General features: G+C 71.1%; 25 protein-coding genes and 1 pseudogene. 11 read left to right on the top strand and 15 right to left on the bottom strand.

All coding sequences use genetic code 11. The features are described 5' to 3' along the window. Window positions 1–23 precede the first annotated feature (23 nt). Window positions 24–5573: an SDR family NAD(P)-dependent oxidoreductase gene (locus ABFX54_RS42400; protein WP_346112573.1), complete on the top strand. Its 5550-nt coding sequence runs from the start codon at window positions 24–26 to the stop codon at window positions 5571–5573. Between the two features lie 42 nt (window positions 5574–5615). Here the strand turns inward: ABFX54_RS42400 and ABFX54_RS42395 are convergent, their stop codons facing one another. Further along, on the bottom strand, window positions 5616–6314 hold the full coding sequence (locus tag ABFX54_RS42395) for a thioesterase II family protein (RefSeq protein ID WP_346112572.1): 699 nt from the start codon (window positions 6312–6314) through the stop codon (window positions 5616–5618). A gap of 173 nt (window positions 6315–6487) precedes the next feature. Here ABFX54_RS42395 and ABFX54_RS42390 point away from each other — a divergent pair, with 173 nt between their 5' ends. Together ABFX54_RS42390 and ABFX54_RS42385 are read left to right on the top strand one after the other, a co-directional pair. After that, the gene (locus ABFX54_RS42390) at window positions 6488–7210 is read left to right on the top strand and encodes a sulfite exporter TauE/SafE family protein (protein ID WP_346112571.1); all 723 of its coding nucleotides are present in this window, start codon (window positions 6488–6490) and stop codon (window positions 7208–7210) included. A 239-nt stretch (window positions 7211–7449) separates the two neighbouring features. Next, the gene (locus ABFX54_RS42385; protein ID WP_346112570.1) at window positions 7450–7653 is read left to right on the top strand and encodes a hypothetical protein; all 204 of its coding nucleotides are present in this window, start codon (window positions 7450–7452) and stop codon (window positions 7651–7653) included. A 172-nt stretch (window positions 7654–7825) separates the two neighbouring features. On the opposite strand, the gene ABFX54_RS42380 is transcribed toward ABFX54_RS42385, so the two are convergent. Then, complete coding sequence (locus tag ABFX54_RS42380; protein WP_346112568.1) at window positions 7826–8812, bottom strand: NAD-dependent epimerase/dehydratase family protein; 987 nt, start codon at window positions 8810–8812, stop codon at window positions 7826–7828. Window positions 8813–8961: 149 nt separating this feature from the next. Between ABFX54_RS42380 and ABFX54_RS42375 the strand changes: the two genes are divergently transcribed. After that, a complete protein-coding gene (locus tag ABFX54_RS42375) occupies window positions 8962–9393 on the top strand; it encodes a MarR family winged helix-turn-helix transcriptional regulator (protein WP_346112566.1) in 432 nt (143 codons plus the stop codon). 144 nt (window positions 9394–9537) lie between these two features. On the opposite strand, the gene ABFX54_RS42370 is transcribed toward ABFX54_RS42375, so the two are convergent. From ABFX54_RS42370 to ABFX54_RS42330, 9 genes are all read right to left on the bottom strand, one after another. Continuing rightward, entirely contained in the window at window positions 9538–9984 is a 447-nt protein-coding gene (locus ABFX54_RS42370; RefSeq protein WP_346112565.1) for a DUF2690 domain-containing protein, read from the bottom strand. A gap of 49 nt (window positions 9985–10033) precedes the next feature. Beyond that, on the bottom strand, window positions 10034–10417 hold the full coding sequence (locus tag ABFX54_RS42365; RefSeq protein ID WP_346112564.1) for a hypothetical protein: 384 nt from the start codon (window positions 10415–10417) through the stop codon (window positions 10034–10036). Window positions 10418–10749: 332 nt separating this feature from the next. Continuing rightward, the gene (locus tag ABFX54_RS42360; protein ID WP_346112563.1) at window positions 10750–13104 is read right to left on the bottom strand and encodes a polysaccharide lyase 8 family protein; all 2355 of its coding nucleotides are present in this window, start codon (window positions 13102–13104) and stop codon (window positions 10750–10752) included. 104 nt (window positions 13105–13208) lie between these two features. Continuing rightward, window positions 13209–14285, bottom strand: coding sequence for an ABC transporter ATP-binding protein (locus ABFX54_RS42355; RefSeq protein WP_346112562.1), 1077 nt, complete (start codon window positions 14283–14285; stop codon window positions 13209–13211). Next, window positions 14278–15954: an ABC transporter permease gene (locus tag ABFX54_RS42350; RefSeq protein WP_346112561.1), complete on the bottom strand. Its 1677-nt coding sequence runs from the start codon at window positions 15952–15954 to the stop codon at window positions 14278–14280. Before ABFX54_RS42350 ends, ABFX54_RS42355 begins: the two co-directional genes overlap by 8 nt. A gap of 68 nt (window positions 15955–16022) precedes the next feature. Beyond that, window positions 16023–17132 (bottom strand): ABC transporter substrate-binding protein, encoded by a 1110-nt coding sequence (locus ABFX54_RS42345; protein WP_346112559.1) that lies wholly within the window; start codon window positions 17130–17132, stop codon window positions 16023–16025. Window positions 17133–17391: 259 nt separating this feature from the next. Continuing rightward, entirely contained in the window at window positions 17392–19050 is a 1659-nt protein-coding gene (locus tag ABFX54_RS42340) for an FAD-binding dehydrogenase (RefSeq protein ID WP_346112557.1), read from the bottom strand. Further along, on the bottom strand, window positions 19043–19414 hold the full coding sequence (locus ABFX54_RS42335; RefSeq protein ID WP_346112556.1) for a DUF4387 domain-containing protein: 372 nt from the start codon (window positions 19412–19414) through the stop codon (window positions 19043–19045). Before ABFX54_RS42335 ends, ABFX54_RS42340 begins: the two co-directional genes overlap by 8 nt. 14 nt (window positions 19415–19428) lie before the next feature. Then, window positions 19429–20793, bottom strand: a complete 1365-nt coding sequence (locus tag ABFX54_RS42330; RefSeq protein WP_346112555.1) for an acyclic terpene utilization AtuA family protein — start codon at window positions 20791–20793, stop codon at window positions 19429–19431. A gap of 172 nt (window positions 20794–20965) precedes the next feature. On the opposite strand from ABFX54_RS42330, the gene ABFX54_RS42325 reads away from it, so the two are divergent. After that, window positions 20966–21703 carry a GntR family transcriptional regulator gene (locus tag ABFX54_RS42325; RefSeq protein ID WP_346112554.1) on the top strand — a complete coding sequence of 246 codons (738 nt, stop codon included), beginning with the start codon at window positions 20966–20968 and terminating at the stop codon, window positions 21701–21703. Window positions 21704–21800: 97 nt separating this feature from the next. Here ABFX54_RS42325 and ABFX54_RS42320 read toward each other — a convergent pair whose 3' ends face one another. Beyond that, window positions 21801–22334, bottom strand: a complete 534-nt coding sequence (locus tag ABFX54_RS42320; protein WP_346112552.1) for a hypothetical protein — start codon at window positions 22332–22334, stop codon at window positions 21801–21803. A gap of 165 nt (window positions 22335–22499) precedes the next feature. Here ABFX54_RS42320 and ABFX54_RS42315 point away from each other — a divergent pair, with 165 nt between their 5' ends. Further along, complete coding sequence (locus tag ABFX54_RS42315) at window positions 22500–22649, top strand: GPGG-motif small membrane protein (protein ID WP_346112550.1); 150 nt, start codon at window positions 22500–22502, stop codon at window positions 22647–22649. A gap of 276 nt (window positions 22650–22925) precedes the next feature. On the opposite strand, the pseudogene ABFX54_RS57200 reads toward ABFX54_RS42315, so the two are convergent. The 3 genes and pseudogenes from ABFX54_RS57200 to ABFX54_RS42305 form a co-directional block, all read right to left on the bottom strand. Continuing rightward, window positions 22926–23249, bottom strand: a pseudogene (locus tag ABFX54_RS57200) (ATP-binding protein); the annotation flags it as partial. A gap of 101 nt (window positions 23250–23350) precedes the next feature. Continuing rightward, window positions 23351–23806 (bottom strand): response regulator, encoded by a 456-nt coding sequence (locus tag ABFX54_RS42310; protein WP_346112549.1) that lies wholly within the window; start codon window positions 23804–23806, stop codon window positions 23351–23353. Continuing rightward, window positions 23803–24147 (bottom strand): helix-turn-helix transcriptional regulator, encoded by a 345-nt coding sequence (locus tag ABFX54_RS42305; RefSeq protein WP_346112548.1) that lies wholly within the window; start codon window positions 24145–24147, stop codon window positions 23803–23805. Before ABFX54_RS42305 ends, ABFX54_RS42310 begins: the two co-directional genes overlap by 4 nt. A gap of 183 nt (window positions 24148–24330) precedes the next feature. Between ABFX54_RS42305 and ABFX54_RS42300 the strand changes: the two genes are divergently transcribed. The 5 genes from ABFX54_RS42300 to ABFX54_RS42280 form a co-directional block, all read left to right on the top strand. After that, entirely contained in the window at window positions 24331–24690 is a 360-nt protein-coding gene (locus tag ABFX54_RS42300) for an STAS domain-containing protein (RefSeq protein WP_346112587.1), read from the top strand. 123 nt (window positions 24691–24813) lie between these two features. Next, entirely contained in the window at window positions 24814–25191 is a 378-nt protein-coding gene (locus ABFX54_RS42295; protein ID WP_346112547.1) for an ATP-binding protein, read from the top strand. 63 nt (window positions 25192–25254) lie between these two features. Further along, window positions 25255–25797: a cysteine hydrolase family protein gene (locus tag ABFX54_RS42290; protein ID WP_346112546.1), complete on the top strand. Its 543-nt coding sequence runs from the start codon at window positions 25255–25257 to the stop codon at window positions 25795–25797. 112 nt (window positions 25798–25909) lie between these two features. Continuing rightward, entirely contained in the window at window positions 25910–26488 is a 579-nt protein-coding gene (locus tag ABFX54_RS42285) for a hemerythrin domain-containing protein (protein WP_346112544.1), read from the top strand. A gap of 96 nt (window positions 26489–26584) precedes the next feature. After that, window positions 26585–26753, top strand: a 169-nt coding sequence (locus ABFX54_RS42280; protein WP_346112585.1) for an SDR family NAD(P)-dependent oxidoreductase, incomplete at its 3' end; no start/stop codon positions are given.

Genomic DNA, 26753 nt, shown 5'->3' with positions numbered 1-26753 from the left:
AAGCAGATGGGAGGACGAACGACATGAGCGACCTCGTCGAGCCGATTGCGATCATCGGGATGGCCGGCCGTTTCCCCGGGGCGGCCGACACCCGGCAGTTGTGGGAGATTCTCGTGGCCGGCGAGGAGGCGGTGCGGTTCCCCGCCGAGGACGAACTCCGGTCGAGAGGCGTGTCACCGGAGGCGCTGGCCGACCCGGCCTACGTGCGGGCGGTGGCGGAGCCGGAGGGCATCGACCTGTTCGACGCCGGCTTCTTCGGCCTGAACCGGCGCGAGGCCGACGTGTGCGATCCGCAGCTACGGCTCTACCTGGAGACGGCGCACGCCGCCGTGGAGAACGCCGGCTATGACGCGACGCGGCTGGGCAGGGCGGGCGTGTTCTCGTCGGTCGCCGCGAACCGCTACGGGATCGGCCGCCTGATCGGGAACCTGGAGGCGCTCAGGAGTGCCACCGGCATGGGCGCCGGCATGTGGAACAATCCGGACAGCGCGTCGACGCTGGTGTCGTACAAGCTGAATCTGAACGGCCCGAGCCTGACCGTGCAGACCGCGTGTTCGAGCTCGCTGGTGGCGGTGCACCTCGCTGTGAACGCGCTGCGGCTGCGCGAATGCGACGTCGCGCTGGCCGGGGGCGCGGACGTCGAGTTCCCCGTCGGGCACGGCTACTGGTGGGCCCAGGACGGCCCGCTCAGCCGCGACGGCCACTGCCGCCCCTTCGACGCGGCGGCCACCGGCACGATCTTCGGCAGCGGGGCCGGCGTCGTGGTGCTCAAGCGGCTCACCGACGCCCTGGCCGACGGCGACAGGATCTCCGCGGTGATCCGCGCGGTGGCGGTCAACAACGACGGCGCGCACAAGGTCGGCTTCACCGCGCCCAGCGCCGACCGGCAGGCGGAGGTCGTGACGCGGGCCATGGAGCTGGCCGGCGTGGGACCAGAGGACATCGGGTACGTGGAGGCGCACGCCACCGCGACCCGGCTGGGTGACGCCATCGAGATCGCGGGGCTGCGGATGGCGTTCGGCGCGCGGGCGGCGTCGCGGGGCGAGCGGTGTCCCATCGGCTCGATCAAGGGGAACGTGGGCCATCTGGGGCACGCGGCGGGGATCACCTCGCTGATCAAGACCGCGCTGTCGCTGAGCCACGAGCACATCCCCGCGACCGCCAACCTCGGCGAGGTGAACCCGCTGCTCGACCTCGGCAGCTCGCCGTTCGTCGTCAACGACGCGCTGCGGCCCTGGCCCCGGTCGGACGGGGGGCGGCGGCTGGCGGGGGTCAGCTCGTTCGGGATCGGCGGCACGAACGCCCACGCGATCCTCGAAGAGGCGCCGGCTCGGGCGCCCGTCCCCGTCCGGACGGGCGACAACGGCGCCCGCCAGGAGCTGATCCGCTTACCCTCGCCCCTTCCCCGGCCGACCCGCTCGCAACCGGCTTGCCCGGAGCCGGCGGAGCTGATCGTGTGGTCGGCGCGGACGCCGTCCGCGGCCGCGGCCTGGCCTGAGCGGCTCGCCCGATCCTTCGCGGGCAGCTCGGAGCGGCTCGCCGACGTCGCGTTCACGCTGCGTGAGGGGCGCACGCCGCATCCGTTCCGGGGTGCGGTGGTGGTGGAGAGCCTGGCCGACGCGGCGGCCGCCGTGCTCGACGAGGGGCGGCGGATCCTCTCCCCGCCGGAGCGGGCGGACCGCGGCACCGTGTTCCTCTTCCCGGGCGAGAAGGCATGGCACGCCGGCACGGCGGCGGAGCTTCGCCGTACGGAACCGGTGTTCAGGGCGGCCCTGGACGAGTGCGCGCAGATCTTCGAGGCGCTCGGCCTGCCGCTGCGGTCGCTCTGGGAGGGGACGCGGGAGGCCGTGCCGGACCCGCCGGCCGTGGCCGTCGCGCAGGCCGCGGTCTTCAGCGTCGAGTACGCGCTGGGACGGCTCTGGCGGGCGCTGGGCATCGAACCCGACGTGCTGCTCGGCGTGGGCGTCGGAGAGTTCGCCGCCGCCACGCTCGCCGGAGTGTTCACCCTCCATGAGTCGGTACGGCTGGTCAGCGCCCGGGCGGTGGGCGGGCCGTCCTCGGACGGGGCCGTCGAACGCTTCCGCGCCGCCTTCGACGGCATCCGGCCACGGCGTCCCCGGGCCGGGCTCTACTCCGCGACCGGCGGGGGCCTGGTCGAGCCGGCTGCCGCGGGCAGCGCGGACTTCTGGATGCGGTCGCTCGACGGGTCCGTCCTGTTCGAGCGGGCGCTCGACGCGGTGCTGTCCGGTGGTGACCGGGTGCTGGTCGAGATGGGCCCAGGGCGGTCGCTCTCCACCCTGGCCCGTGCGCATCCCCAGGTGCGGGCCGGGCGGCATCTGGTGGTGCCGGTCCTGCCGGCCGGGCCGTCGAAGGGAGCCACGGAACGGGCCTCCCTCCTGTACGCGCTGGGGCGGATGTGGGCCCTCGGCGCGGAGGTGAACTGGGCGCCTCTGTCCGCGTCGGGTGCTCGTGAACGTGTGCCTCTGCCCGGTTACCCGTACCAGCGGGAACGCCACTGGATCGACCCGGACGCCGCCAAGGGCCCGGCCGACCGCGCGCCCGCGCACAAGGCGAACGGCGCATCCGCACACAAGCCAGACAGTGAACCCGCACACGACCCGAGCGGCGGGGCGTTGCGGCTGCCCACATGGGTGGAGGCCGTCCCAGCCGGACGCCACGGGCCCGGCGCCGGGAACGGGTCACGCCCGCTGGTGTTCCTGCCCGACGACCCACGCCGCGCGGCCGAACTGTCCGTCCTGCTCGACCGAGCCGGATGGAACGCGACGCGGGTCCGGCACGGCACCGGGCTGGGACTCCTGGAGGGCGAGTTCACGATCCGTCCCGGGCACCCGGAGGACATCGTCCGGCTGCTGGACGAGCTGAGGGACTCGCAGCGCTACCCGGAGCTCGTCGTCGACGCCACCCAAATCGGCGACCTGCCGGACCCCGACCTGACCACCATCGACGACCAGCTCGACGCCGGTTTCCACCGAATCGTGGACCTGCTGCGGGAGGCGGCACGCCGCGCACCCGACAAGCGCGGCCGCGATGTCCTGATCCTTACCGAACTGTCCGCTGACGTGACGGGCGGCGAGCGCGTCCACCCCGTCCGGGCCATGCTCCTCGGCCTCCTACGCAGCTACATGCTGGAGAACCCCCGTTCCCGCTGCAAGCTCATCGACGTCCAGAACGGCGTGGGCGGCAACCGGCTACTCGCCGAGCTGCGCATCCTCGACCACTCGGAGATCGTCGCCCTGCGAGGAGACCGGCGCTGGGTCCCCGGCGAACGACCGCTCACCCTCGACGACACGCTCCCGGACGACCCGGCGGGGGAAACCACGGCCCTCCCCGGCATGCCTCCCGACCACACCACTCTGGCCGACTCGGCTGCTGACCGCGCGAGCCTGCACGGCGCGGCCCCCAACGGCTCGACACCTCATGGCGATGACGCAGCCGGTACGAGCTCCAGCAACGCGGGGTTCAGTGCTGCGGGGCCGGCTGGGCTGCGGCGTGAAGGCGTCTATGTGATCACTGGTGGGCTCGGAGGGCTCGGCCTGGCCGTGGCGCGGGGCCTGGCGGAGACCGGGTTACGGCCGCGCCTGCTGCTACTGGGCCGCCGTACGGACGGGCACGAGGACGAACTGGCCGAGATCAGGGCACTCGGGGCCGAGTGCCGGGTCGAGGCGTGCGACGTGACCGACGTGGAAGCGCTGCGCCGCGTGATCGGCCAGGCGTCGGACTCCTCCGGCGGCGTCAACGGAGTGTTCCATCTGGCGGGGGTGGCGGGAGACGGCATGCTCCTCTTCCGGACGCGGGAGCAACTGTCAGCGACGCTCGCGCCGAAGGTGCACGGCACTCTGGCGCTGATCGAGGTGCTGCGCGACCGGCCCGGCCTCGACTTCTTCGTGGCCTTCTCCAGCCGGGCCGCACTCAGGGGCCTGGTCGGCAGCGCCGACTACGCCGCCGCCAACGCGTTCCTCGACGCGGTGGTACGCCGGCAACCGCTGGCGGACTGCGCCTCGGTGACCGTCAACTGGCCGTCGTGGACCGAGGTCGGCATGGCCGCCCGCCAGGAGCCGCAGTCACACGCCGGGCGTCCGGGCCCGCGCACGGGACCAGGAACGGAGCCGGGACCGGAAGCGGAACCGGGACCGGAAGCGGAACCGGGACTGGGGGCGGGGACGGGACCGGGGGCGGGACCGGGGACGGGACCGGGGGCGGGGACGGAGCCACCGTCGGAGACGGCTGTGCGTCGGTGGTCGGTCCCGTTGTCGGCCGAGAACTATCCCATCCTCGACGAACACCGCATGGACGGCATCCCGGTGCTGCCAGGCACAGCCCAGGTCGACTTCGTCCTGCGTGCCTTCCGCGAGGCGGTCGACCCCGTCAACAGCCGGCCCGCACGGGTGCGCCACATGGTCTTCCGGCAGCCCATCACCACCCCGGAGCCCGTCTCGCTGGAGGTCGCCTTCGAGCCGCACGAGGACCTCTGGCGCTTCACCGTACGCACCGCGCCACTGTCTTCGCCCCCCGGCTCCGCCGGCGACCACCGCGTGCACACGACAGGCGAGATCGGCCTGGTGGACGCCACAGCGGGCACGGTGGACCTCGACGAGCTGCGAGCGTCGCTGACCAACCGGCGCACGCCCGTGAACGACCCGGCCAACCGCCTGTTCACCATCGGTCCGCGCTGGCCGGGCGAGGAGATATGGACATCAGGGAAGGATCCGGGCACAAAGCTGGCCGTACTCACCTTCTCCGACGCCTTCAGTGACGAGCTCGGCGAGCACGCGCTGCATCCCACACTGCTGGACGCGGCGGTGTCGCTGGCACGCGATCCCGACCTGGAGCCACCGCACGCCCCGTTCGCGTACCAGTCGATCGTGGTGCACCGGCCGATCCCGAGCCGCGCGTACAGCCACATCCGCCGGCGACCGAGCGGCGCCGACACGATCGTGGCGGACATCGACGTGCTGACGGCGAACGGCGAGGTGGCCGTCGAGGTCAGGGGCTTCACCATGCGCCGCGTCGACGAGTCGATGGTCGCCTCCGACACCCGCCGCGACGAGCGGGACACCGGCACCGGACCCGGCCCCTCGCCAGGCGACGCCATCACGCCCACCACCGGAATCCGCCTACTGCTCCAGCTCCTGGCCCGGCCCGAGCACCGGCAGGTGGCGATCACCGTCCCGGGACACGACGCCGTCATGAGGAACGCGACCACGACCGTCCGAGAGGAGCCCGCCGCCGGCGCACCCCGCAAGCCGCCGGCCCCGGCCGGTACGCGCCCCGCCACCACCTCCGAACGGCCCTCGGACGAGACGCCACAGCACCAGGCACAGGAGCAGGTGCCGATCGAGGACCGGCTGGCGGAGATGTGGTGTGCCGAGTTCGGGCTGGATTCGGTCGGCCCGGACGAGAACTTCTTCGACCTGGGCGGCGACTCCTTCGCCGCCGTCGGCCTGGTCGAGGAGATCCGCCGGGCCTTCACCGTGGACGTGGGCATCGCCGTGATCTTCGACCACCCGACGGTGGCCGAGCTGGCCGCCGAACTACGCCGGCTGAGCGAGTGAGGGGAGACCTGGAAGAAACGACGTCACCAGCGCACGAGAGGTTCATCCGGAAAATGCGCTGAGCCATTCTCGAAGCGTCTCGGAAGGCAGCTCTTCGACCATCTGGTGGCCCCCTGCGACCATATGGACGGAGAGCCATCTCGTCGTGTAAGAATGCCACTCGTCGAGGCTTTCCGAGCTCCACGAACTGGCGTCGTCCTTGGCGCCAACCGCGACGATCGGCGCGTTCAACGTGGGCCGCGGATCCGATTCCAGATAACGATTGAGCAGCCGATATTCCGAGCGCCAGAGGCGGGCGTATTCGGCCAGCGCCGCCGTGTCCGCGATGTGCGGCGGCGCGTCGAGTTCCGCCGCCAGCGCCCGGTCCGGCAACTCCGCCAGCGGCGAGACGGGCGTGCGGTGCGGCGGATACTGGCACATGACGACGACGCCCCGCACCCGCCCGTCCAGCCGCGCGGCCGCCTCCAGGCAGACCAGCGCGCCCATGCTGTGGCCGACGAGCACGACGTCAGCGACGCCAGAGCGGTCGACGAGGGACGCGAGCGCCGCACCGCGCGAGTCGACGGAGGGTACGTTCATGGGCTCGCTCCAGACGGCCCGGCGGACGACGGGTTCCAGGCCGGGCTCGTTCCAGCGGTCCACGAATTTCGTCCGGCCGCCGAGCCCGGGGACGAAGACGACGCCACCGTCGTCGTCGAGCGGCGGGCTGACCACGTAATTGGCAGGTTCCTGAGCGGCCACGTCAATTCTCTCCTCTGCGCACCCGTTGACAAAGCAAGGAAAACAACGTAGAGACCATTGGCCGCGGCCCGCTCCCGATTTCGGAACGGTCTCCGCATACCGCGGCGCTTACCGCTGATTTTTCTTCCCAGAATACTGGATCATTTATATGCACCTATGGCAAAGTGTGGCAGGTGACCACGCTGCTTGCCGCCGCCGTGATCATCCTGCTCGCCTCTACGGTGCACGCGGTGACCGGATTCGGATACGCCCTCGTCGCCACTCCACTTCTCGCCCTCACCGTCGACCCGCACACGGCGGTGGTCGCCACCACACTGTCCGCCCTGGCCATGACCATCACCATCGGCGTACGCCAGCGCCACCACGCCGAATGGAAGGTGGCCATGATCGCCATGGCCGGCATCCTGCTCGGCATGCCCCTGGGCCTCTGGATCTACGGGGCCACATCCGAGCGGGTCCTCACCGCGCTCATCGGCATCGGCGTCCTGGGCTGCACCCTGATGGTGTGGCGCCGGGTGAAGGTGCCGGGCAACGTCCCCGTGCTGGTGGGAGTCGGCCTCCTGTCCGGCGCGCTGTCCACCTCCACCGGCACCAACGGACCGCCGATGGTCGCCGCCTTCCAGGGCATGGGCTACGACCCGCACAAGTTCCGCGCCACCCTCGCCGCCGTGTTCGCCGGCACCAGCGTCTTCAGCCTGATCGGCTTCGCCGTGGCCGGCCAGGTCAACTCCCAGTCGCTCTGGATCGGGCTGGTGGGGGTGCCGGTGGTGCAACTCGGCTACTTCATCGGCGACGCGGTGTTCAGCCGCATCGACCCCGACCGCTTCCGCCGGGTCGTGCTGCTGGCCCTGATCGTCAGCGCGGGAATGACCCTGTTCAGCGCGCTCAACAGCTGACGCCGGCGGTCACCACCCCGGACGTCACGGCGAGACCACCGTGCCGCGCGCCGCGCGGGGCTCCGGCACGGTGGTCGTCGCCCGTCACGGAAGGAAGAGCCGCGGCTGAAAGCACCCTCACGCTCGGAAGGTGCCGTACCTCGTGACGCGAGTCAAGACCGGTGCGACGGCAACTCCGGATACAGCGCACGGGCCAGCCGAACGGGGTCCGGCAACGGAACCGCGGCCAGAACGGGGCAGTGCCGCCGCTGGTGGGCGATGAGCCCGGCAAGGACCGTAGCCAGCCCATCGCACCGGGCGAAGATCCGGTCATCGGCTGCGTCATCATCCGCGACGTCGTCTTCTTCCCCATTACCCGGATCGCCGGACCGCCACCGGGCTTCCCCTCCAACATCGTCCAAGGCAAGAGCTACGACCTGTCCTCTCGAGTGGCACCTTTTTGAGGTGCTCCTCAGGCGTTGAGCCACTCGATCGGTGCTTCGGACGGCGCGCATGCGACCACGAGGCAACGCCGTCTGGCGCGTCGCCTCGCTCTCCGTTCGGACCCTTCCAGAGTCTCGACGGCATCGGCCTGACGACCGCGGACCACGTCGACCGTGTCAGGGTGCCCCCGGTTCAGGAGAAGCTCATCTCCGCCAGGCCCTTCTCCAGGGTCACGTCGGGCGAGTAGCCAAGCTCCGTCCGCGCGGCGGTGATGTCGTAGGAACGGTCGCGGCCGGTGAAGCTCACGAGCCAGTTCGTCAGCGAGGGCGCCGACTTCCGGCGGAGCAGGCGGGCCGTGCGGTCCATCATCGCCGCCATGGGCGCCGCCATCGCCAGGGGGACGCTGCGGCTCTTGGACAGGTCCACGCCGCGGGTCGCCAGCAAGGGGGTGAGGAAGTCCCGGATGGGGATCGGCGTGCCGTCCGTCACGTAATAGACCCCGCCGGGGCGGCCCCGGGTGAGGGCGAGGAGTGTGGCGGCGGCCAGGTTCTCGACGTGGACGAAGTCGACGATGTGCCTGCCGTGATCGATCCAGGCGAACCGTCCGGCCTCGGCGACCTCGACCATGTCGTTGATCGTGGCCATTCCGCGGCCCCAGATGAACGGCGGGCGGAGCACCACCAGCTCGGTGTTCTCGCTGGGGGATTTCAGGAGTGCGCGCTCGGTGGCCAGTTTGACCCGGCTGTAGGCGATGTTCGGCCGGCCTTCCGGGGTCGACTCGTCGACGACAGGGCGACGTTGACTGCCCGTGGAGACGGATGCGGCGCTGATGAGCACGAAGCGGCGCACCCCGGCCGCGACGCTCGCGGCGTGCAGGGCGACCGTCGGCACGTGATTGGCCCGTTCGAAGAGCGAGTCGGGTCCCCAGAACTCCATGTGAGCCGCGACGTGCACGACCGCGTCGGCCTCGCGCAGCTTGGCGAGCCAGTTCGGCGCCGGGGAGCCGGCCTGGCCGAGGTCCATGAGATCGCCGGGAACGGGCTCGGCTCCGGCCGCACGTACGCGCTGAATGCTCGGGCCCGATCTGGCGAGTGCCATGACCCCGTGCCCTTCGGCGATGAGGCGATGGACGAGAACGCCGCCGACGAAACCGCTGCCGCCGGTGATGAAGATCTTCATGCTTCCGCTCCTGGTGGTTGATCGCACGCACACTCCCGCAAATACATTGGCATCGAATACTTTGATGTCGATGTATTGGCGTCTATGTAACCTCTCGTACGATGGGTGCGTCAAGCAGGAGGTGGGCGATGCCGCACGCGAGGAAGAGCGTGACCGCCGCACAGGTCGCCGACGAGTTCAGTCGTACGGCGAAGGTTCTCGTGCGCCACTTCAACGAGCGGCTGGGCGAGCACGGGGTGTCGACGCCGAGGTCCCGCCTGGTGGTGGAGGTGGCGCGTTCGCAGCCTGTTCGTCTCACCGAACTCGCCCTCGCGGTCGGTATCGCCCAAGGGACCGCATCCACCTTGGTCGACGCGCTCGTCCGCGACGGGCTGCTCGAACGCCAGGCCAGCGCGGACGACCGCCGGTCCGTGCTCCTTCACGTGACAGAGCAAGGGGCCGCGCTGGCGCAGGAGTGGACGGCCGGCTATGAACGGGCGGCGGAAGAGTTGTTCAAGCCGCTCACCGCCGAGCAGTTGTCGGCACTGGTCGACATCCTGCGGACTCTCAGCGCCGACGAGGCGCCGACGGCTGACCGCTGACGGCCGTCGCCATGTCACCCGCCGGGCCGGCGGACCGGCTTGCGATCTGTCCTGGACAAGGCTTTGTCCACATTGTCCAGGGCACCTGATCTGGGCAGACAGAAGGGCGGCGTGCCGTGGCACGCCGCCCCGTGGGCAGGTCGCTCAGCCGCAGGCCGCGGCGGTGGTGCCGCTGCCTCGGTTGACGCGGCCGGTCCCGGCGGCCACGGTGCCCGAGGCCTTGGCGCAGACGCCGCTCGGCGCGTAGACCATGTCGCCCCAGTGGTGACCGCCGTTGCCGGCGCGGTAGGTGAACGACACCCGCTTCGAGCTGGTGAAGACCGTGATCGAGCCGGTCGCGTTCTTCGGCACCTGGGCCTCGCCCCAGTTGGTGCCGCAGCGCCGCGAGTAGTACAGCCGGATCGAGCCCAGGCTGTCACCGATCTCGTTCACGAGTGAGGCCTTCTTGCCCGTGAAGACCTTGCTGTTCGCGCATCCGCTCTTGTACGGGTCCTTCCCGTCGTACGGGTGCGCGCTCGCCGGCCCCGTGCTGAGCAAGAGCGTGCTGATCGCCGCCGCGGAGACCGCGAGGGCGGCTATGTGGATCTTCATGTCGAACCGGCTCCTTACCGGAAGGCGAGGGCTCCGGGCCCCCGCGTGGTCAGCAGTCCCTGGTGATGTTCGTGAGATTCTCGGCCAGGCCCTTGTGGAATTTCTTCCTGCCCTTGGTGCCGCCGTTCGTGGCCAGGCATTCCTTCCGCGTTCCAGCTGGCCCCTTGAAATGCAGCTGGGCGTACACACGGTGGGAGCAGTGATTGTTGAAGTAGACCGTCGTGGACGAATTTCCGTCCGACCACGAGTAATTCGTCTTCTTTCCGCTGGGCTTGATGCAGCGGACGCTGTCGCGTTCCACCGCCTGAGCAAGGCTTGTCGAAGTGCCCGTCGCGGTGGTCGTGCTCGCCGTCGCGGACGCGGCGGGTGCGCTCAGCAGTGCCACGGCGGCTCCGCAGGTCACCAGGGCCACGGTCAGCTTCCTGTCGGTCATGGTCGCGCCCTTTCGTTCCGGGGAAATGTCCGTGGAAAAGGGAGGGGTTTCCGGCTTTCGTGGTACGGCGCGGCGAATGAAAGGCGCCGGCCGGGTAATTCCCTCCGATGGTCCGCCGATTCGGCGACCGCTCGGGTCGCGGTGTGGCGGCCTTGACGATTCCGACTATGCCCCGCCGAACGGGTGGCGGCAACGGACTTACGTCGGAGAATTGTCCAAGCATTGTCCAGGGCGTCCCTTGGACAAAGGCCCCCTCGTTCAGCGGGACCCCGCGCGCGGGCGGGCGGTCAGCTCAGGCGTGCGCGGCCGATCCCTGAACGCGGGCGGTCGGCTCAGACGCGGACGATCGCGGTGTGGGCGTGGCCGCGGCTGCCGCCGACCTCCACCTTGATCGCGCGCTTGGACCTGCGCACGCTGCGGTCGCCCCGCTCGATCGAGCGCACCGGCCAGGGCAGCGTGATCTTCACCTCGTCCGCGGTCCGCGACGGGTCGGCGACCGCGAGCCGTACCCGCTCGTCGTCGCGGCGCACCAGCAGCGTGCACGGGCCGTCGGCGGCGAGCGGCCCGTCCATGGTCTGGACGGTCCCGGCGCGCCAGAAGACGGCGGCGAGCACGTCTCCGCGGGAGATGACCTGCGCCGTGCCCGAGTTGGCGATGATCCTGACCCGCAGGCGGTAACCGGCGGTCTGCGCGGCGGAGGCGCCGGGCAGGACGGCGTAGGCGTAGCGCGCCTTGCGCGGGTCGACGCCGTGGTCGAGGAGGATCGTGGTGTAGTGGCGGGTGACGGGGGTCGTGTCGCCGCCGGTGGTGGCGCCCTTGTCGATGTCCCGCCAGCGTCCCGTGCACTTCTTGCGGATCACCTGCGGACCTGGGCCGTCGAGCAGCGCGTACCCGGCCACGCCGGGCAGGTGCACCCAGTCCTCGCCCTTGGTCAGCGGGGGATGGCGGTCGTGGGTGTTGCGGTTCTCCACGATGGTCTCGATCCGGCGGCCGTCGGAGGCGGTGATGCCGGCGCCGAGCGCGATCACCGCGTCGTCCAGCAGGAACCACGCCTTCCTGGCCCGCAGCGAGGAGCCGCCGGCGATCAGCCGCATGGCCGCCACGCCCCACTCGCCGTCGAGCGCCACGCCGCCCGCCCACGGGGTGGGCGGCAGGCGGCGGTGGCCGTGCTGGAGATCGGCGCGCCGGCGGCGGTCGACGGTCGTGCCGGGCAGCCGGTACGGGTCGATCGTCGGCCACAGGTCGTCGTTCCAGTGGGTGAGGTCGCCGGTGTAGAGGTAGGTCATGCCGTCGCCGGTGTACCAGCCGTGCAGGTTCTCCCGGTTCATCGCCTCGGCCGCGCCGATCCGCTCCGAGCTCATCGCGATCGCGTACGCCCAGGTCGGACGGCGGTGCACGACCCGGTCCATGTCGGCGAACACGTACGTGCCCGTCATACGCGGCCCGACCGGCACCGACGGGTCGTTCAGCAGCGCCGCCGCCTTGGCGATGCTGGCGGGGGGCGCCAGCGTGACATAGGGGACGGCCGTGTTGCGGGTGAGCCAGCCCTTCACCATCGGCCGCCAGCGCGCGGCGTGACGCTCGGGCGCCGACTCCAGCAGGGTGAGGACGGCCTCGATCGTCTTCTGGCCCGAGTGGTAGTCGCGGTGGCCCTGCACCGAGATCTGCCGGCCGCGCACGCAGTCCATCATCAGCCCGTCGAAGACGAACGGCGCGAAGGAGCGGTCCACGAGGTCGTAGACGCCGCCGACGCCGGTGAGCTCCCAGGGCGAGCGCGCCAGCATCGCGATCAGCTTGGCCACGCTCTCCAGGAAGTCCACGCCGTAGCTGCCGGTGTACGGGTAGACGTCGTGCTGGATGAACGACCCGTCGCGATAGAGGCCGTCGCCCGGCCCCCTGGTCGGCCGCAGCAGCGCGGAGACCGCGGCCCTGGCCCGCCTGACCAGGCGTTCGTCATGGGTGAGCAGCCCGCGCATGGCCACCGCCATGGCCTTGCCGGCCCGGTTGGCGCCGGTCTCGACGACGCCGGGGTGGCTGACGCGGCGCTCGGGGTCGGGGCACCATCGGCGCAGCGGGCGCAGCCAGCGGGCGACGCGGTCGCGGGGCAGGCCGTCGTAGAGCAGGGCGCAGGTGTCGGTGAGCGCGCGGGGCACGCCGATCTCCCACCAGAACCAGTTACTGCCCCGCCGGTCGAGCCGCTCGTTGTAGGCGTGCTCGTACAGGAAGTCGAGCGCCCTGACCGCGGTCTCGGCGACCTGCCTGTCGCCGTGCATGGAGGTGCCCGGCGTGGCCCAGCCGAGCGCCAAGGTGCGCATGCGGTTGTAGGAACGGTTGAAGTCGCCCGTACGCGGGTCGCCCAGCGGCAGGTCCGGCCAGAGGCTCGGGCGGCGGGGGTCGGGTTTCATCTTGCGCAGCACCGCCTTGGCCGAACCCTCGACCGCCCGCGTCTTGTCGGCGTAGGCGGGATCGTACGTCGCCCCGGCCAGCAGGCTCACCCACCGCTCGCGCGCGGCGTCGAACGCCGCCGCGTCCAGCCCTCTGTCCAGCCCTCTGTCCAGCCCCGCGTCCACTCCCGCCTCCGCCCTCGCCTCGGCCCCCGTTGCCCCCGCCGGCTGGTCCCAGAGCGCGAGACCGGTCACGGCCGTGGCGCCGAGCAGGGCGGAGCGCCGGCTGAGGGGGTGGGTCATGGAGTCCTTCCGGCGGTCGGGGGGAAGATGAGCTGAAAAGATCCTATGTCGACAGACGCGTGGATCTTTTCCGCTCCCCCGGCCGGGCTCTCCCGGTGGGGCGGTCAGGCGGGGCCGAAGACGCGGATCGCCTCGGGCGGCAGCTCGACGATCAGCTCGGAGCCGTGCCCGACGGCCGTCAGCGTGCGCACGACCAGCTCCCGCTCCCCCAGCTCCGCCACGTACCGGTAGTGATCCCCGAGGAAGGCCCGCGAGACCACCTTGACCGTGACCACGTTGACCGCGTCCACGGGGACGTCGCCCGGCGCGTGCACCACGATGCGCTCGGGACGGACGGCCAGCCGCACGTCACCGGCGAGGTCCGGACCGGCGACCGTCAGCGGGCGGCCCAGCCCGTCGAGCGACACCTGCGCGGTGCCGCCGGCGCCCGGCACAGCCCGGCCCGCGAGCACGTTCACGCTGCCCACGAAGTCGGCGACGAACTCGTCCGCGGGCTCGTGATAGATCTCCTCCGGGGTGCCGACCTGCCGCACCCTGCCCTGGTCCATGACCATCACGCGGTCGCTCATGGACAGCGCCTCGTCCTGGTCGTGCGTGACGAAGACGGTGGTGACGCCGATCCGCTGCTGCAGGGCGCGCAGCCACTCCCTGGCCCGTTCGCGCAGCTTGGCGTCCAGGTTGGAGAACGGCTCGTCCAGCAGCAGCAGGTCGGGCGGGTGCGCCAGCGCGCGGGCCAGCGCCACCCGCTGCTGCTGCCCGCCGCTGAGCTCGTGCGGGTAGCGCCGCTCCAGGTGGCCCAGCTCGACGAGTTCGAGCACCTCGCGGACGCGGGCGGCCCTGGCCGGGCGTTTCACCCGGCGGAGTTTGAGCGGGTACGCGACGTTGTCGTGCACCGACAGGTGCGGCCAGACCGCGTACGACTGGAACACCACGCCGCAGTTGCGCCGCTCCGGTGTCACGTCGATCCGGCCGCCGTCGAACACCACCCGGTCGCCGAAGGCGATGGTCCCCCGGTCGGGCGAGTGCAGCCCGGCGATCGACCACAGGGTGGTCGACTTGCCGCAGCCGCTGGGGCCGAGCAGCGTGAACAGCTCGCCGTCGCGTACGTGCAGATCGAGATCGTGCAGCACGGCGTTCGAGCCGAAGCTCTTGGCGACCTTGGTCAGCATGAGATCAGGCATGTGCCCGCACCCCCAGGAAGAGTCGTCCGGCGCCCAGCACCGCGAGGGTGATGACCATCTGGATCACCCCGAAGGCGGCGACGGCGCCGCCGGTGCTCGTCGCCGCGAGTTGCAGCATGGTCAGGCCCATGACCGGCGTCCGGTCGGTGACCAGGAAGACGGCGGGGTCGGCGTCGTTCAGCATCGAGACGAACAGCAGCACGAAGCACGCGGCCATGGCGGGCGCGCACAGGCGCAGCACGACGCTCACCGCGGCCTGCCACCAGGTGGCCCCCGACGTGCGGGCGGCGCGGACGAGGTCCTCGCCGATCGCGGCCAGCGCCGGGTAGAACACGCCGTAGCCGAGGGCGAGGCTGCGCACGGCGAACGCGAGCCCGATCCCCCACAGGCTGCCGCGCACGGCGCCGCCCGGGTCGAGGATGGCGAACGACCAGAAGAACGCCATGCCCGTCACGAGTCCCGGCATCATCCTGGGCCAGACCACCGCCTGCTGCAGCGAGCCGCGGAAGCGGAAGGAGGAGCGGTGGGCCACCACCGAGACGACGGCGATGGCCACCGTCGTGAGCAGCCCGCCCGCTCCGGCGATGAGCAGGCTGTTCACGATCGACTCGCCCCAGATGGGATGCTCGGCGATGGCCTGGAAGTTCTCGACGGTCAGCACGGACCATGGGGTGACGTACGGGGTGAGGATGGTGGTGAAAGCCGACATCACCACCCCTACCAGCGGCACGACGACGAACACCGCCAGCACGACGGCGAGCAGCGCCGCCGGCAGCCACCGGGCCGGTCCGAGGCCCACCACGCGGGTCGCGGTGGCCTTGCCGGTGACCGTCGTGTAGCGGGAGGCGTCCCCGACGAGCCGGTTGCGCAGGACGAGCAGCCCGGAGACGCAGATCAGGAGGAAGACCGCGCCGGCGGACACCAGCCCCTGGTTCGGCGGGGCCGCGTTGATCCAGTGGTCGTACAGGTAGGTGGAGACGAACCTGATGTTGTTGGAGAAGCCCAGGATCAGCGGCAGGCCGAGCGCCTCGAAGGAGATGGCGAAGACGAGCAGCGCCGAGTTGAGCACGGCGGGACGCAGCAGCGGCACGGTCACCGAGAGCAGCGCCCGCAGCGGGCTCGCGCCGGCGCTGCGTGCCGCGTCCTCCAGGGCGGGGTCGATGGCGAGCACGGTGGTGCGGCAGAAGAGGAACACGGTCGGCGCGGCCACGGAGGTCGCCACCAGCACCATGCCCGGCAGGGTGTACAGGTCGACGGGGAACGTGAGCACGGTGTTGATCTGCAGCCAGGAGCTGACGTACCCCGACGGCGCCCACATCGCCATCCAGCCGACGATGAGCACGAGGCCGGGCAGCATGATCGGCAGGATGAGCACGGCGGCGAGGAGCCGGCGCAGCGGCACGTCGGTGCGCGACAGCAGCACCGCCGCGCCCACCCCCAGCAGCACGGACGAGACCGTGGTGAGGGCGGCGAAGGCGGCGCTGTTGCCGACCGCGGTCCACCAGGCCGGGTCGGTCAGCAGGTCGCGGAAGTTCCCGAGCGTGAGCCCGCCGCCGGAGCGGTAGAGGGGCGTCGACCAGAGCGAGGCCAGCACGATCGGCACCACGGGGCCGACGACGACGAACAGGGTCAGGGCCCAGATCAGGTAGTGGCTGGCGGTCGTCGGCACGGACGGGCGCCACGGCCCGCGGGCGGCTTTCCGGCCCGCCGTCCCCGGCCGGGGGCCGGCTGTGAGGGTCACCGGCCGAAGGCCTTGTTGAAGCGGGCGGCGATCTGGTCACGCTGGTCGGCGAGCTGCTTGTCGTACGTGCCGATGATCAGGTTGTCCTCGCCGACGATGGCCTTGACCTGGGGCAGGCCGAAGTCGCACGTCACGCCGTCGCGGTAGGGGGTGAAGCCGCCCTGGCAGGCGGCCTCCTGGCCGGCGACCGACAGCAGCCAGTTGACGAAGACCTTGGCCGCGTTCGGGTGCTTCGCCTTGGCGGTCACGCCGACGCCGCGCGGCAGCAGCGGCGTGCCGTCCTTGAGGTAGCTGTAGTTGACGACCTTGGCGACGTCGTCGGTGATGAACGCGCGGACGGTGCCGGAGACGAAGAACTCGGCGGCGTACTGGCCCTGGGCGAGCTTGGTCACCAGGGGGCCGTTGCTGGACTCGACCGCGGCGTGGGGGCCGATCTTCTCCAGCGTGGCCCAGCCGGCCTCGCCGTACTTGCCGAGGTAGGCGCTGGTGGCTCCGTACTGGATGACGTTGCTGATGTCGGTGGTGGCGATCTTCTTGTCCAGCTTCCGCGCCATCGCGGCCAGCTCCACCATCGTCTTGGGCTGCTGGGCCTCGGGCAGCACTGCCTTGTTGAACACCGCGACGACCGGGTCCACGGACATGGAGTAGACGCCGGGGCCGAGGACGGCGTGCTCGGGCAGGTTCGGCGTGTTCGGGTCCTTGTAGTCCATGACGTTGCCGTTCGCGATGAACGACAGCCAGCCGACCGCGTCGCTGCTCATGACCACGTCGGCCGAGGCCGCCCCTGAGGCGGCCTCGGTCTCGTAGCGCTGGAACATCTCCTGGTTGCCGAGCGTGAGGCTGCGCGCCTTGATGCCGGGGAACGCCTTCTCGAACGCCTTCACCAGCGGCGCCATCTGCTGGTCCTCGGCGTTGGTGTAGAGCAGGACCTCGCCCTCGCTCTGCGCCGCCTTGAGGGTGGCGTCGTCCACGGGGGTGACCGCGGAGGCCTTGCCGACGTCCGCCGTGGCCGTGGGCTTCGCGGCGGGGGCGTCACCGGCCGGAGCGCCGCACGCCGAGGTGAGGGCGGCGGCGAGCGCGAGGGGCAGGAATGCGGTCCTTCTCATGATGTTCCTCGGGTTCTTCGACGGCGGCGACGGCGCCGGGACCTGATGCGGAGGACCGTGGGGGCGGCGGGATCACGGTCGACTCACTGTGACACCCGCCATCTTGTGAATGCTATGGCAAAACTGTCAATAGTTGCAGACTGCTTTTGCCATGGGATCTTTGGGGGCCGGAATGCGGGCATGACGGCACGGCTCGGCGCGGTTACGGGGCTGGGGTCAGATCATCCGGCCGCCCGGGGCCACGGTTGCGTGACCGGGATCAGCCGGCCGCCTGGGCCGCGGCCCGGCCGGCCACGCGGCCGGAGAAGAGGCAGCCGCCGAGGAACGTGCCTTCCAGGGCGTTGTAGCCCATCATCCCGCCACCGCCGAACCCGTTGACCTCCCCTGCGGCGTACAGGCCGGGCAGCGGGCTGCCGTCGGCGCGCAGGCAGCGGCCGTCGAGGTCGGACTCCAGCCCGCCGAGCGTCTTGCGCGACAGGATGTGCAGCCGTACGGCGATCAGCGGCCCCGCCTTCGGGTCGAGCAGCTTGTGCGGGGCGGCCACCCGGCTCAGCCGGTCGCCGCGGTAGTTGCGCGCGCCCCTGATCGCGGTGATCTGCGCGTCCTTGGTGAACGCGTGGTCGATCTCGCGGTCGCGCGCCTCGATGAGGGAGCGCAGCGCCGGCTCCGTGAGCTCGGGGGCGTCCGGGTCGGCCAGCTTGTTCATGCCCGCGACCAGCTCGGCGAGGCTGGCGGCGACGACGAAGTCGGCGCCGTGCCGCTTGAACGCCTCCACCGGGCCCGGTGCCCCGCTCTTGACCCGCGACAGGACGAGCTTGACGTCCTTGCCGGTGAGGTCGGGGTTCTGCTCCGACCCCGAGAGCGCGAACTCCTTCTCGATGATCTTCTGGGTGAGCACGAACCAGGAGTAGTCGTAGCCGGTCCGCCGCAGGTGCCGCAGGGTGCTCAGGGTGTCGAAGCCGGGGAAGCAGGGTGCGGGCAGCCGTTCGCCGGTGGCGTCGAGCCAGAGCGAGGAGGGGCCTGGCAGGATGCGGATGCCGTGGTTGTCCCAGATGGGGTCCCAGTTGCGCAGACCCTCGACGTAGTGCCACATCCGGTCCGGGTTGATCACCCGGGCGCCGGCCGCCTCGGCGATGCCGAGCATGCGGCCGTCCACGTACGCGGGCACGCCGGAGACCATCGTCCTGGGCGGCTCGCCCAGCCGGGCCGGCCAGGCCCTGCGGACCAGGTCGTGGTTGCCGCCGATGCCGCCGCTGGTGATGATCACGGCCTGGGCGCGCAGCTCGAAGTCGCCGGCCGCGACGCGCGAGGTCGGGCGGCCCCGCTCCGCGTCGTCCGGCTCCAGCACCTGACCGCGTACGCCCGTGGCCGCGCCGCCCTCGACGATGAGGTCGTCCACGCGGTGGCGGAAGGCGAAACGGATCCGCCCTTCCTCGGCGTGGGCGCGTACGCGGCGCTCGAACGGCGCCACCACGCCCGGACCCGTCCCCCACGTGATGTGGAAGCGCGGCACCGAGTTGCCGTGGCCCTCGGCCCGGCCGTCGCCGCGCTCGGCCCAGCCGACCAGCGGGAAGATCCGATGCCCCATCCCGCGCAGCCAGGCCCGCTTCTCCCCCGCCGCGAAGTCGAGGTACGCCTCCGCCCACGCCCTGGGCCAGCGGTCCTCCTCGCGGTCGAACTGCGCGCTGCCGAGCCAGTCCTGCCAGGCCAGCTCGCGCGAGTCCCTGATGCCCATCCGGCGCTGCTCGGGGCTGTCCACCAGGAACAGCCCACCCAGGCTCCAGAACGCCTGGCCGCCCAGCGACCGCTCGCCCTCCTGCTCGACCAGCACGACCGAGCGGCCGGCGTCGGCCGCCTCGGCGGCGGCCACCAGACCGGCCAGGCCCGCCCCGACGACGATGATGTCCGCGTCAGCCACGGCTCGCTCCGGCGGTGATCGGGGCGCCCGCCGGGACGGGCAGGGCCGCCAGGGGGACGTGGTGCTGGCCCGCGTGCATGTCGCGGTCGCGCAGCGAGCCCTGGGAGACGGGCCGGGGGAAGGAGATCTTGACGACGTTGAGCGACGGGATGCGGAACATCCGGACCGTGGCGGCATCCACGCGGTAGAGGCGGGCGATGACGTGTTCGTCGATGAACGTCTCGTCCGCCACGACGCGGTAGCCGTCCGCGTCCCGCATGAACAGCTCCATCGTCACCCAGAAGGGGCCGGCGTTCTTGGACCGGACCTCCAGCGCGAGGTCGCCGACGGTGACCGGCGGCGATGCGGGGGGTGTGTCAGTCATGGTGGTCTCCGTTTTCACTGATGTTCTATCCGGAACATAGCGGTGGGGGTGACGCTGTCGACGACGTGGTTGAGCACGAACGCGTACGCGGGGCCCCGCTCGACCTCCGCCGGCGAGGACGCGAAGGCGAGGCTGGGCAGGTAGTTCATGCTGGGCACCGGCATGTGCAGCATCAGCGGGTTGGCCACCTTGGCCACCGCCGTCGCGGTGGCCTGGTCGGCGGCGCTGACGAGGAGCATCACGGCCACCTCGCGCGGCGGGCCGGTCTCGAACTCCAGGTCGTCCAGCACCGCGTTGTGGCCGTAGAGACGCAGGTCGAAGGCATAGTCGTCGTCCGCGAGCCCGAGCGTCTGGCGCACCCGCCGCCGCAGGTGCGTGCGCAGCAGGTCCGCCCAGGTCTCCAGGTCGCCGAGGATGAGCGGGTCGCGGATCGCGCTGAACGAGATCGTCTCGTAGCCGGTGATCCTGGCGCCCTCCAGCTTGACGGTGTGCTGGTCGGCGGTGTGGAAGCGCGAGCCCTCGACCCGCACGGCGCGCTCGTCCACGGCGACGTAGGTGGCCTCGCGCACGTCGAGGGTCCCAGCGGGCTCGCGCATCTCGAACGGGTCCACGGTCTCGTACAGCATGTGGGCGGCGACCGTGTACGGCGTGCACGCGTTGCCCGGGTCGAGCGGCTCGATGGTGAACCCGTCCGCGTCGATCGTGGTGTGCACCCCGCCCGCGCGCGGGTCGATGGTGCACTGACCGCCGCACTCGACGATCTTGGCGGCGTGCCAGCTCGGCCCGGCCGGCATGCCCTTCATCAGCGGGTACGCCGCCGCCACCGCCGTGTCGGTGGCCCGCCCGGCGAGCACGACCTGGGCGCCCGCCTCCAGCGCCTCGACGATCGGCTCGTGGCCCATCATGCCGACGATGTGGGTGCAGCCCTCCAGCGTCTCGGCCCTGATCTCCCCCATGGGCGGCAGCGGGTGGATCCGCCCTGCGTCGAGGTGTTCCTTGAGGCCGGCGGCGTCCTGCTCGCTGTAGATCCGCGCCACCCTGAGGTCGAGGCCCTCCTCCGCCATGATCTCGGCCACCATGCCGGCCACCCAGTCGACGCCGCTGTCGGTGCCGCTGGTGCCGCAGGAGCCGATGATCAGCGGCGCGTCCGCGCGGGCCGCCGCCTTGAGCAGGCTGCGCAGGTCGCGGGCCACCGCCTGCGCGGCGGTCTTCGCCGTTCCCGAGCCGAGATAGTACGGGCCCGAGTCGGTGGACCCGCCGTCCACGGTGATCACGTCGACGCCGAGCGCCAGGCCGCGCTCGATCGTGGCCTCGTCCCAGCCGGCGCCGAGCATGCCGACGGGCGTCATGATCCGGACGGAGTCGGGTCTGTTGTCCATGCATCGCTTCTTTCTCGGGCGGAGGGGTCGGATCAGGCGAACGCGCGCGTCATGAGCGGATCAGGCGAGCGCTCCTCGGCGGTGGGCGGCGACGCCGCGACCGTATATTTGCTATAGCATCATCGTCAATAGTTGCTTATTCTTCTGCCATTGCGCACGGTATGCTTCGGCCGTGGCCATCGAATCCCTCGGAACACTCAGCAGCGACACCCTCGCCGACCGGGCCTATCAGTCGGTGCGCGCCGCCATCGTCACGGGCGAGCTCAGGCCGGGCCAGAAGGTGACGGAGCGCGGGCTGGCCGAGCGGCTCGCGGTGAGCCCGACGCCGGTGCGCGAGGCGATCAGACGGCTGGAGCAGGACGGCCTGCTCGAACGCACGGGCCCGCGCACGGTGAAGGTCTCCACCATCGGCGACATCGCGCTGCAGGAGCTCGCCGAGGTGGAGGTCGCGCTGCGCGGGATGGTGGCCAGGTTCGCGGCCCGGCACGTGACGGCCGAGCAGCTCGACCACCTCGACGCCATCCTCGACGAGGCCGACGACCTGCTCATCCTCATCAAGCAGCGCCATCGCGACGGCGACCCGATGGCCAGGCACGTCACCCAGTTGCTCGACACGATGCAGCGCTTCAACGACGCCGTCAGCGCCTGCGCCGACAACCCGGTCCTGGTGCGTCTGCTCGACCAGACCCGGGTGTTCTCCCGTTCCGAGAGCCGGGCCAGGCGGCTGGAACGCGTCGCGGAAGACCCGAACTTCGGCCTCGACCGCTACGCCGGCCATCGCGCGCTGGTGCGGGCGCTGCTGGCGGGCGACTCGGCGGCGGCCGAGGCCATCGTGATCGAGGACGCCCGCGGCGGCCTGAGCGCCCTGCTCTCGGGCGAGCCCGACCCGTCCCCGTCCCCGGAGACCTGACCGGGCGTGACCGCCCGTGGCCCCTGGCCCTGGGGTCGCCAGGCTCCCGGCACGTGGATCAGGCCGGCCTTGGGCAAGCAGGCCGGTCTCGGGGCCGTCAGGCTCCCGAGACGGCGAGCAGGGCGCCGATCGCCGCGCTGAGCAGCAGGGTCGCGCCCATGACCGGGCCGGCCGAGCGGCTGCTGGGCGCGTCGGTGGTGCGCAGGTGCCGGGCCACGGCGGCGAGCGCGGCCAGCTGGACGAGTCCGACGACCGCCACGCCCAGGTCGTTCAGCAGCAGCGCCAGGGGGAGGAAGTGCACCGCCACGACGAGCGCGACCCACCAGGCCATCCACCGGGACGCCCCGCGCCTCGACAGCAGCAGGCAGCCGGCTCCGGCGGCGACGACCTCGGCCACGGTCAGGACGCCGAACCAGGCGTACTTCCCCTCCAGCGCGGTCGGCTGGTCCCAGTTCGTGGCGGTCAGGATCCCGAACGCGACGGCGATCCCGATGCCCAGGACCGACCCGGCCCCGAGCCAGACCCGCCAGCGCTGGTCGGGGCTCTCCTGCGACCAGCCGAACCAGACGAAGGCCATCAATCCAAACCACGCGGTCGTGAAGAACCGGTCGCGGAGGAACTCGGTCAGCATCGGCACTCATTCCTGTGGCGATCAGCGGTCGGAGCAGGACGAAGATCTACATGTCAGCACATGTCGTACTCCGAACGTTTTCGACACTGCCGGGCGAAACCGAAGTGTTACCCGATGACCCGGTCCCGGCCGTTTCCTGCCCTTCGCTGAGGGCAGTCGAGGCGCATGGCTACCCTTCTTTGGATCATCGCCGTCATCCTCGTCATCGCCGGCATCTACATGCTGCTGGCCCGCCGCGACATCCTGTGGGGCATCGTCCTCATCGTGGTCGGGCTGCTCGTCGGACCTGGCGGTGTGAGCATCTTCAACGTCTGAGCCGCCGTGGGACGCGGACGACCGCGCTCGCGCCCCACGGCCTCAGCGGGTGACATTTCCGGCGGGGCAAGCGCTCCGGCGTCCTTCAACGCGACCTCTGTACCGACGCATCCCGGTACGGGGGTCTTCCGGGTTCACGGGGTGCCCGCCGGGCGGGGGCGCCTCATGCGCAGCCGCACCTGGGAGGAGCCGCTCTTCTGGGTGGTGACGAGGTCGTGGCGCAGGCGGCGCATGACCCACAGGCCGTAGCCGCGCGGGCCTGCCTTCGGCGGCTCGTCGAGGCCGGCAGCGGGGCCGAGCCGGCCCGCCCGCCAGGTCGATGACCTCGACGGTGAGGAAGGCGTCGTCGGCCCAGATCCGCGCCCAGCCCCGCCCGCCGGCGTGGTCCAGCACGTTGGTGACCGCCTCGTTGGCCGCCAGCGCCAGGTCTCCGGCGCGCTGCGGATCCAGCCCGGCCTGCTGCGCGTGGCGGCACACCAGATCCCGCAGTCCCGCGAGGTCGCGGCTGATCGGCCAGGCCGCGCTGTCGCCGGCGACGGCTGTCGGGCAGAGGCGTGAACATCGGCCCCTCCTGCCCGCAATCACGCACCGCGGTCCCATGATGGCAACACGACCTGCATGTCCGCAGGCCAAAGCGGACAAAAGTCCGCTTCGACGGCGCCCGGACCCGATGAGAGCGGCCGATGAGTCAGGCCGGCGAGTCAGGCCGCGGGGGCGGGGAGACGGGCGGTGCGGGTGAAGAACTCCTGGATCTGGTGCACGACGGCGGTGAAGTCGTCGAAACCGGTCGGCTTGGTGACGAAGGCGTTGGCGTGCAGCCGGTAGGTGCCGACGATGTCCTCGTCCTGGGAGGAGGTGCTGAAGACCACGACCGGGATGGTGCGCAGTTCGAGATCGGACTTGATCCGCTCCAGGACCGCGCGGCCGTCGTACTTGGGCAGGTTGAGGTCCAGGATCACCAGGTCGGGGCGGGTGGCCTGGGCGTGCGCGCCGCGGCGGAACAGGATGTCGAGGGCCTGCTCCCCGTCCCACGCCAGGAGCAGGTTGGGGCGGGCCCGCCGCGTCTCCGCCTGCTCTTCGAACGCCTCCTGGATCAGGACCTGATCGGCCGGATCGTCCTCGACGACGAGGATGGTGCGCAGCTCCGCGGCGTTCATGAGGTGAGCTCTCTCTCAGGACTGCCGGCTGCGGGGGTGTCGTGCTCGGTGAACAGTGCGATCAGTCCTTCGATGTGGCGGTCGGCGTCCGCGGGATGGCGGAAGGGCCGGCTGGCGTCGACGCTGTAGTGTGTACGCCTGCCCAGACGTGTGCGGGTTATGTAACCGGCGTTCTCCAGGTCGGTGACGATGGCCTGGACGGCGCGCTCGGTGATGCCGGTGACGGCCGCGATCTCGCGGAGCCGCGCGTTCGGATGCCGGGTGACCTCGATGAGGACCCGGGCGTGGTTGGTCAGGAACGTCCACGGCTTGCCCGTCTGCGGCTGACCCGCATGTTCCACTGCTGACCTCCTTGTCGGCGATTGCCGGCGAGACCGTAGGACCGGTCGATAGCTGAAGCCATATTACCGAAATCTCATTCATGAAACAGCCATCGTGGTCATCGATGTCGAGCGACGGCGGGGGCGGAAAGGCGCCGCCGGTCATCCGCGAATCCGTCCGGCCACACGTACGATGACGTCGTGATGATGCCCGCCGGCGAGACCCCCGCCCCCGCGTCCGTGCGCCTGACGTCGTCCACGGCCGGCGACATCGTCGTGATCACCGTGGACGGAGTGCTGGACGCCACCACCCGCCAGCAGTTCGCCGACCACCTCGCCCAGGCCGGCACCTCCATCATCCTCGACCTCGCCGGCGCCACCTTCATGGACAGCCGCGCCCTCGGCCTGATCATCCACCAGTGGCAGGCCAGCCAGGCCGCCGGCGGGAAGTTCGCCCTCATCGGCGTCGACTACCGCAGCGCCAAAATCATGTGGATCACCGGCCTGGCCAAGGTCCTGCCCCTCTACGACGACCTCGACGCCGCACTCGCCGCACTCAGCTGAGCGAGTGACATCCGCCCTGGAGCGCGCCCACCCCCCGCGGCCTCGGCGAAGCCCTCATGTGACACTGTTGCCGCGAAGCGCGACAATTGACCGTCCGAGAGAGGCGGTGTGAGGGGTGAGAGTGTGCCGCTTCGATGCGCGATCACCGCGGATCTTTCCCTGCTGCGGTCGCGGCTGCACGCCTTCGCCCTCAGTTCCGGGTTCTCGGGCGAGCGCGCGAACGATCTGATCATCGCGATCAACGAGGCGGCGGCGAACATCCTGGAGCACGGGACCGGCACCGGCGTCCTCACCGCCCGCAGGGACGCCCACGGCATCTGGGTCGAGATCGTCGAGCCGGGCGGCACGCTGACCGCCGACCACCTGCCGCCGTCCGATCCGCCGGCCAGCGCCGTGCGCGGGTTCGGGCTGTGGATCATCCGGCAGCTCTGCGACGTGGTCACCGTCGACCATCCGGACGGGCATCCGCGCCTGCGGGTGCACATGAGCGACACGTCGTGACCCTCATTTCCGGCAGGCTCCCTGAGCTGGGATAAACGGCGGGCGGCTGGACAGGACAGGGCTATGACCACGTTCGCTCTGGTCGTCATCGACATGCTGAACCCGTACGACCACCAGGACGCCGAGCCGCTCGCCGAGAAGGCGGCGGCGATCGTCGGGCCGCTGGCGGAGCTCGTCGCGTCCGCGGGCGAGCACGACGACGTCGAGCTGGTGTACGTCAACGACAACTACGGCGACTTCGCCGCCGACCGGCGCGAGATCGAGGAGCGGGCGCTCAAGGGCCGGCGGCCGGACCTGGTGCGGCCGGTGCTGCCGCCGCCCGGATGCGCGTTCCTGCCCAAGGTGCGGCACAGCGTCTTCTTCGGCACATCACTTGAGTACCTGCTGTCCCGGACGCGGGTGCGCACGGTCGTGCTCGCCGGGCAGGTGACCGAGCAGTGCGTGCTCTACAGCGCGCTGGACGCCTACGTGCGCGACTACGACCTCACGGTGCCGACCGACTGCGTGGCGGCCATCCACGACGACCTGGGAGAGGCGGCGCTGCGCATGATGGAGCGCAACATGTCGGCGCGCCTCACCACGTCGCGCGAGTGCTTCTCCGGGTGAGCGGCCGAACGGAAGCTCCGCATTCGGTAAGGATCACGCCTGCGGCCCGCGTTCCTGGCGTGGCCGCCCCTTGCCCGGGTAGCCGCCGCGTACCCGGACAAGGAGTACAGAAATGACCAGAACAGCCCCGGAGACGAGGGCCGAGACGGACGTCATCGACCTGCTGCAGGCCCAGCACGGCATGATCAGGGACCTGTTCGACGAGGTCGAGCAGGCTCCCGCGAACCAGCGCGGCGAGGCGTTCACCCGCCTGGTACGGCTGCTCGCCGTGCACGAGACGGCCGAGGAGGAGATCGTCCACCCCTTCGCCCGGCACGCCATCGACGGCGGCGACGGCGTGGTCGACGACCGTCTCGCCGAGGAGAACGAGGCCAAGCGGCTGCTGTCGCGCATGGACGAGGCCGGGCCCGACGCCCCCGACTTCATGCCGAACCTGCTCATGCTGCGCGCCGCCGTCGAGGCCCACGCCCGCAGCGAGGAGCGTTACGAGTTCGCCCAGCTCCGCGCCCACACCAGTGAGGCGCAGCGGCGCGCCATGGCCATGGGCGTCAAGGCCGCCGAGGCGATGGCGCCCACGCATCCTCATCCCGGCACGGAGTCGGCCACCAAGAACCTGCTGGTCGGCACGCCGATCGCGATGATGGACCGGGTCCGCGACACCATCCGCAAGGCCATGGGCAAGAAGCCCTGAGCCCGCGTACGCTCCGGCGGCGCCGGCGTCCGAGCATCATGTCTACAACCGTATACTCTGGCGTAAGTCTACAAACGTAGACATGAACGTCACGACATGAGGAACGACATGAATCTGCAACTGACGGGCAGACGCGCGCTGGTCACCGGGGCCAGTTCCGGCCTCGGCGAGGCCATCACCACCGCGCTGGCCGCCGAGGGCGTCGAGGTCGTCGTGCGCGACCGCGACCTGGCCCGCACCGAGTCCGTCGCCGGCGCCATCGAGG

This window comes from Nonomuraea maheshkhaliensis (assembly GCF_039529435.1).
In the GTDB taxonomy this organism is placed as follows: Bacteria; Actinomycetota; Actinomycetes; order Streptosporangiales; family Streptosporangiaceae; genus Nonomuraea; species Nonomuraea maheshkhaliensis.
The sequence above is the reverse complement of the archived record's forward strand: the minus strand, read 5'-3'. Positions and strand labels throughout refer to the sequence as shown.

Bases quoted from the DNA above. Each gene is read 5' to 3' on its own strand.
- ABFX54_RS42290 (WP_346112546.1), top strand. From the start codon at position 25,255: ATGACCACGTTCGCTCTGGTCGTCATCGACATGCTGAACCCGTACGAC.
- ABFX54_RS42345 (WP_346112559.1), bottom strand. From the start codon at position 17,132: ATGAGAAGGACCGCATTCCTGCCCCTCGCGCTCGCCGCCGCCCTCACC.
- ABFX54_RS42300 (WP_346112587.1), top strand. From the start codon at position 24,331: ATGATGCCCGCCGGCGAGACCCCCGCCCCCGCGTCCGTGCGCCTGACG.
- ABFX54_RS42370 (WP_346112565.1), bottom strand. From the start codon at position 9,984: ATGAAGATCCACATAGCCGCCCTCGCGGTCTCCGCGGCGGCGATCAGC.
- ABFX54_RS42380 (WP_346112568.1), bottom strand. From the start codon at position 8,812: ATGAAGATCTTCATCACCGGCGGCAGCGGTTTCGTCGGCGGCGTTCTC.
- ABFX54_RS42365 (WP_346112564.1), bottom strand. From the start codon at position 10,417: ATGACCGACAGGAAGCTGACCGTGGCCCTGGTGACCTGCGGAGCCGCC.
- ABFX54_RS42400 (WP_346112573.1), top strand. From the start codon at position 24: ATGAGCGACCTCGTCGAGCCGATTGCGATCATCGGGATGGCCGGCCGT.
- ABFX54_RS42285 (WP_346112544.1), top strand. From the start codon at position 25,910: ATGACCAGAACAGCCCCGGAGACGAGGGCCGAGACGGACGTCATCGAC.
- ABFX54_RS42360 (WP_346112563.1), bottom strand. From the start codon at position 13,104: ATGACCCACCCCCTCAGCCGGCGCTCCGCCCTGCTCGGCGCCACGGCC.
- ABFX54_RS42355 (WP_346112562.1), bottom strand. From the start codon at position 14,285: ATGCCTGATCTCATGCTGACCAAGGTCGCCAAGAGCTTCGGCTCGAAC.
- ABFX54_RS42335 (WP_346112556.1), bottom strand. From the start codon at position 19,414: ATGACTGACACACCCCCCGCATCGCCGCCGGTCACCGTCGGCGACCTC.
- ABFX54_RS42310 (WP_346112549.1), bottom strand. From the start codon at position 23,806: ATGAACGCCGCGGAGCTGCGCACCATCCTCGTCGTCGAGGACGATCCG.
- ABFX54_RS42315 (WP_346112550.1), top strand. From the start codon at position 22,500: ATGGCTACCCTTCTTTGGATCATCGCCGTCATCCTCGTCATCGCCGGC.
- ABFX54_RS42330 (WP_346112555.1), bottom strand. From the start codon at position 20,793: ATGGACAACAGACCCGACTCCGTCCGGATCATGACGCCCGTCGGCATG.
- ABFX54_RS42320 (WP_346112552.1), bottom strand. From the start codon at position 22,334: ATGCTGACCGAGTTCCTCCGCGACCGGTTCTTCACGACCGCGTGGTTT.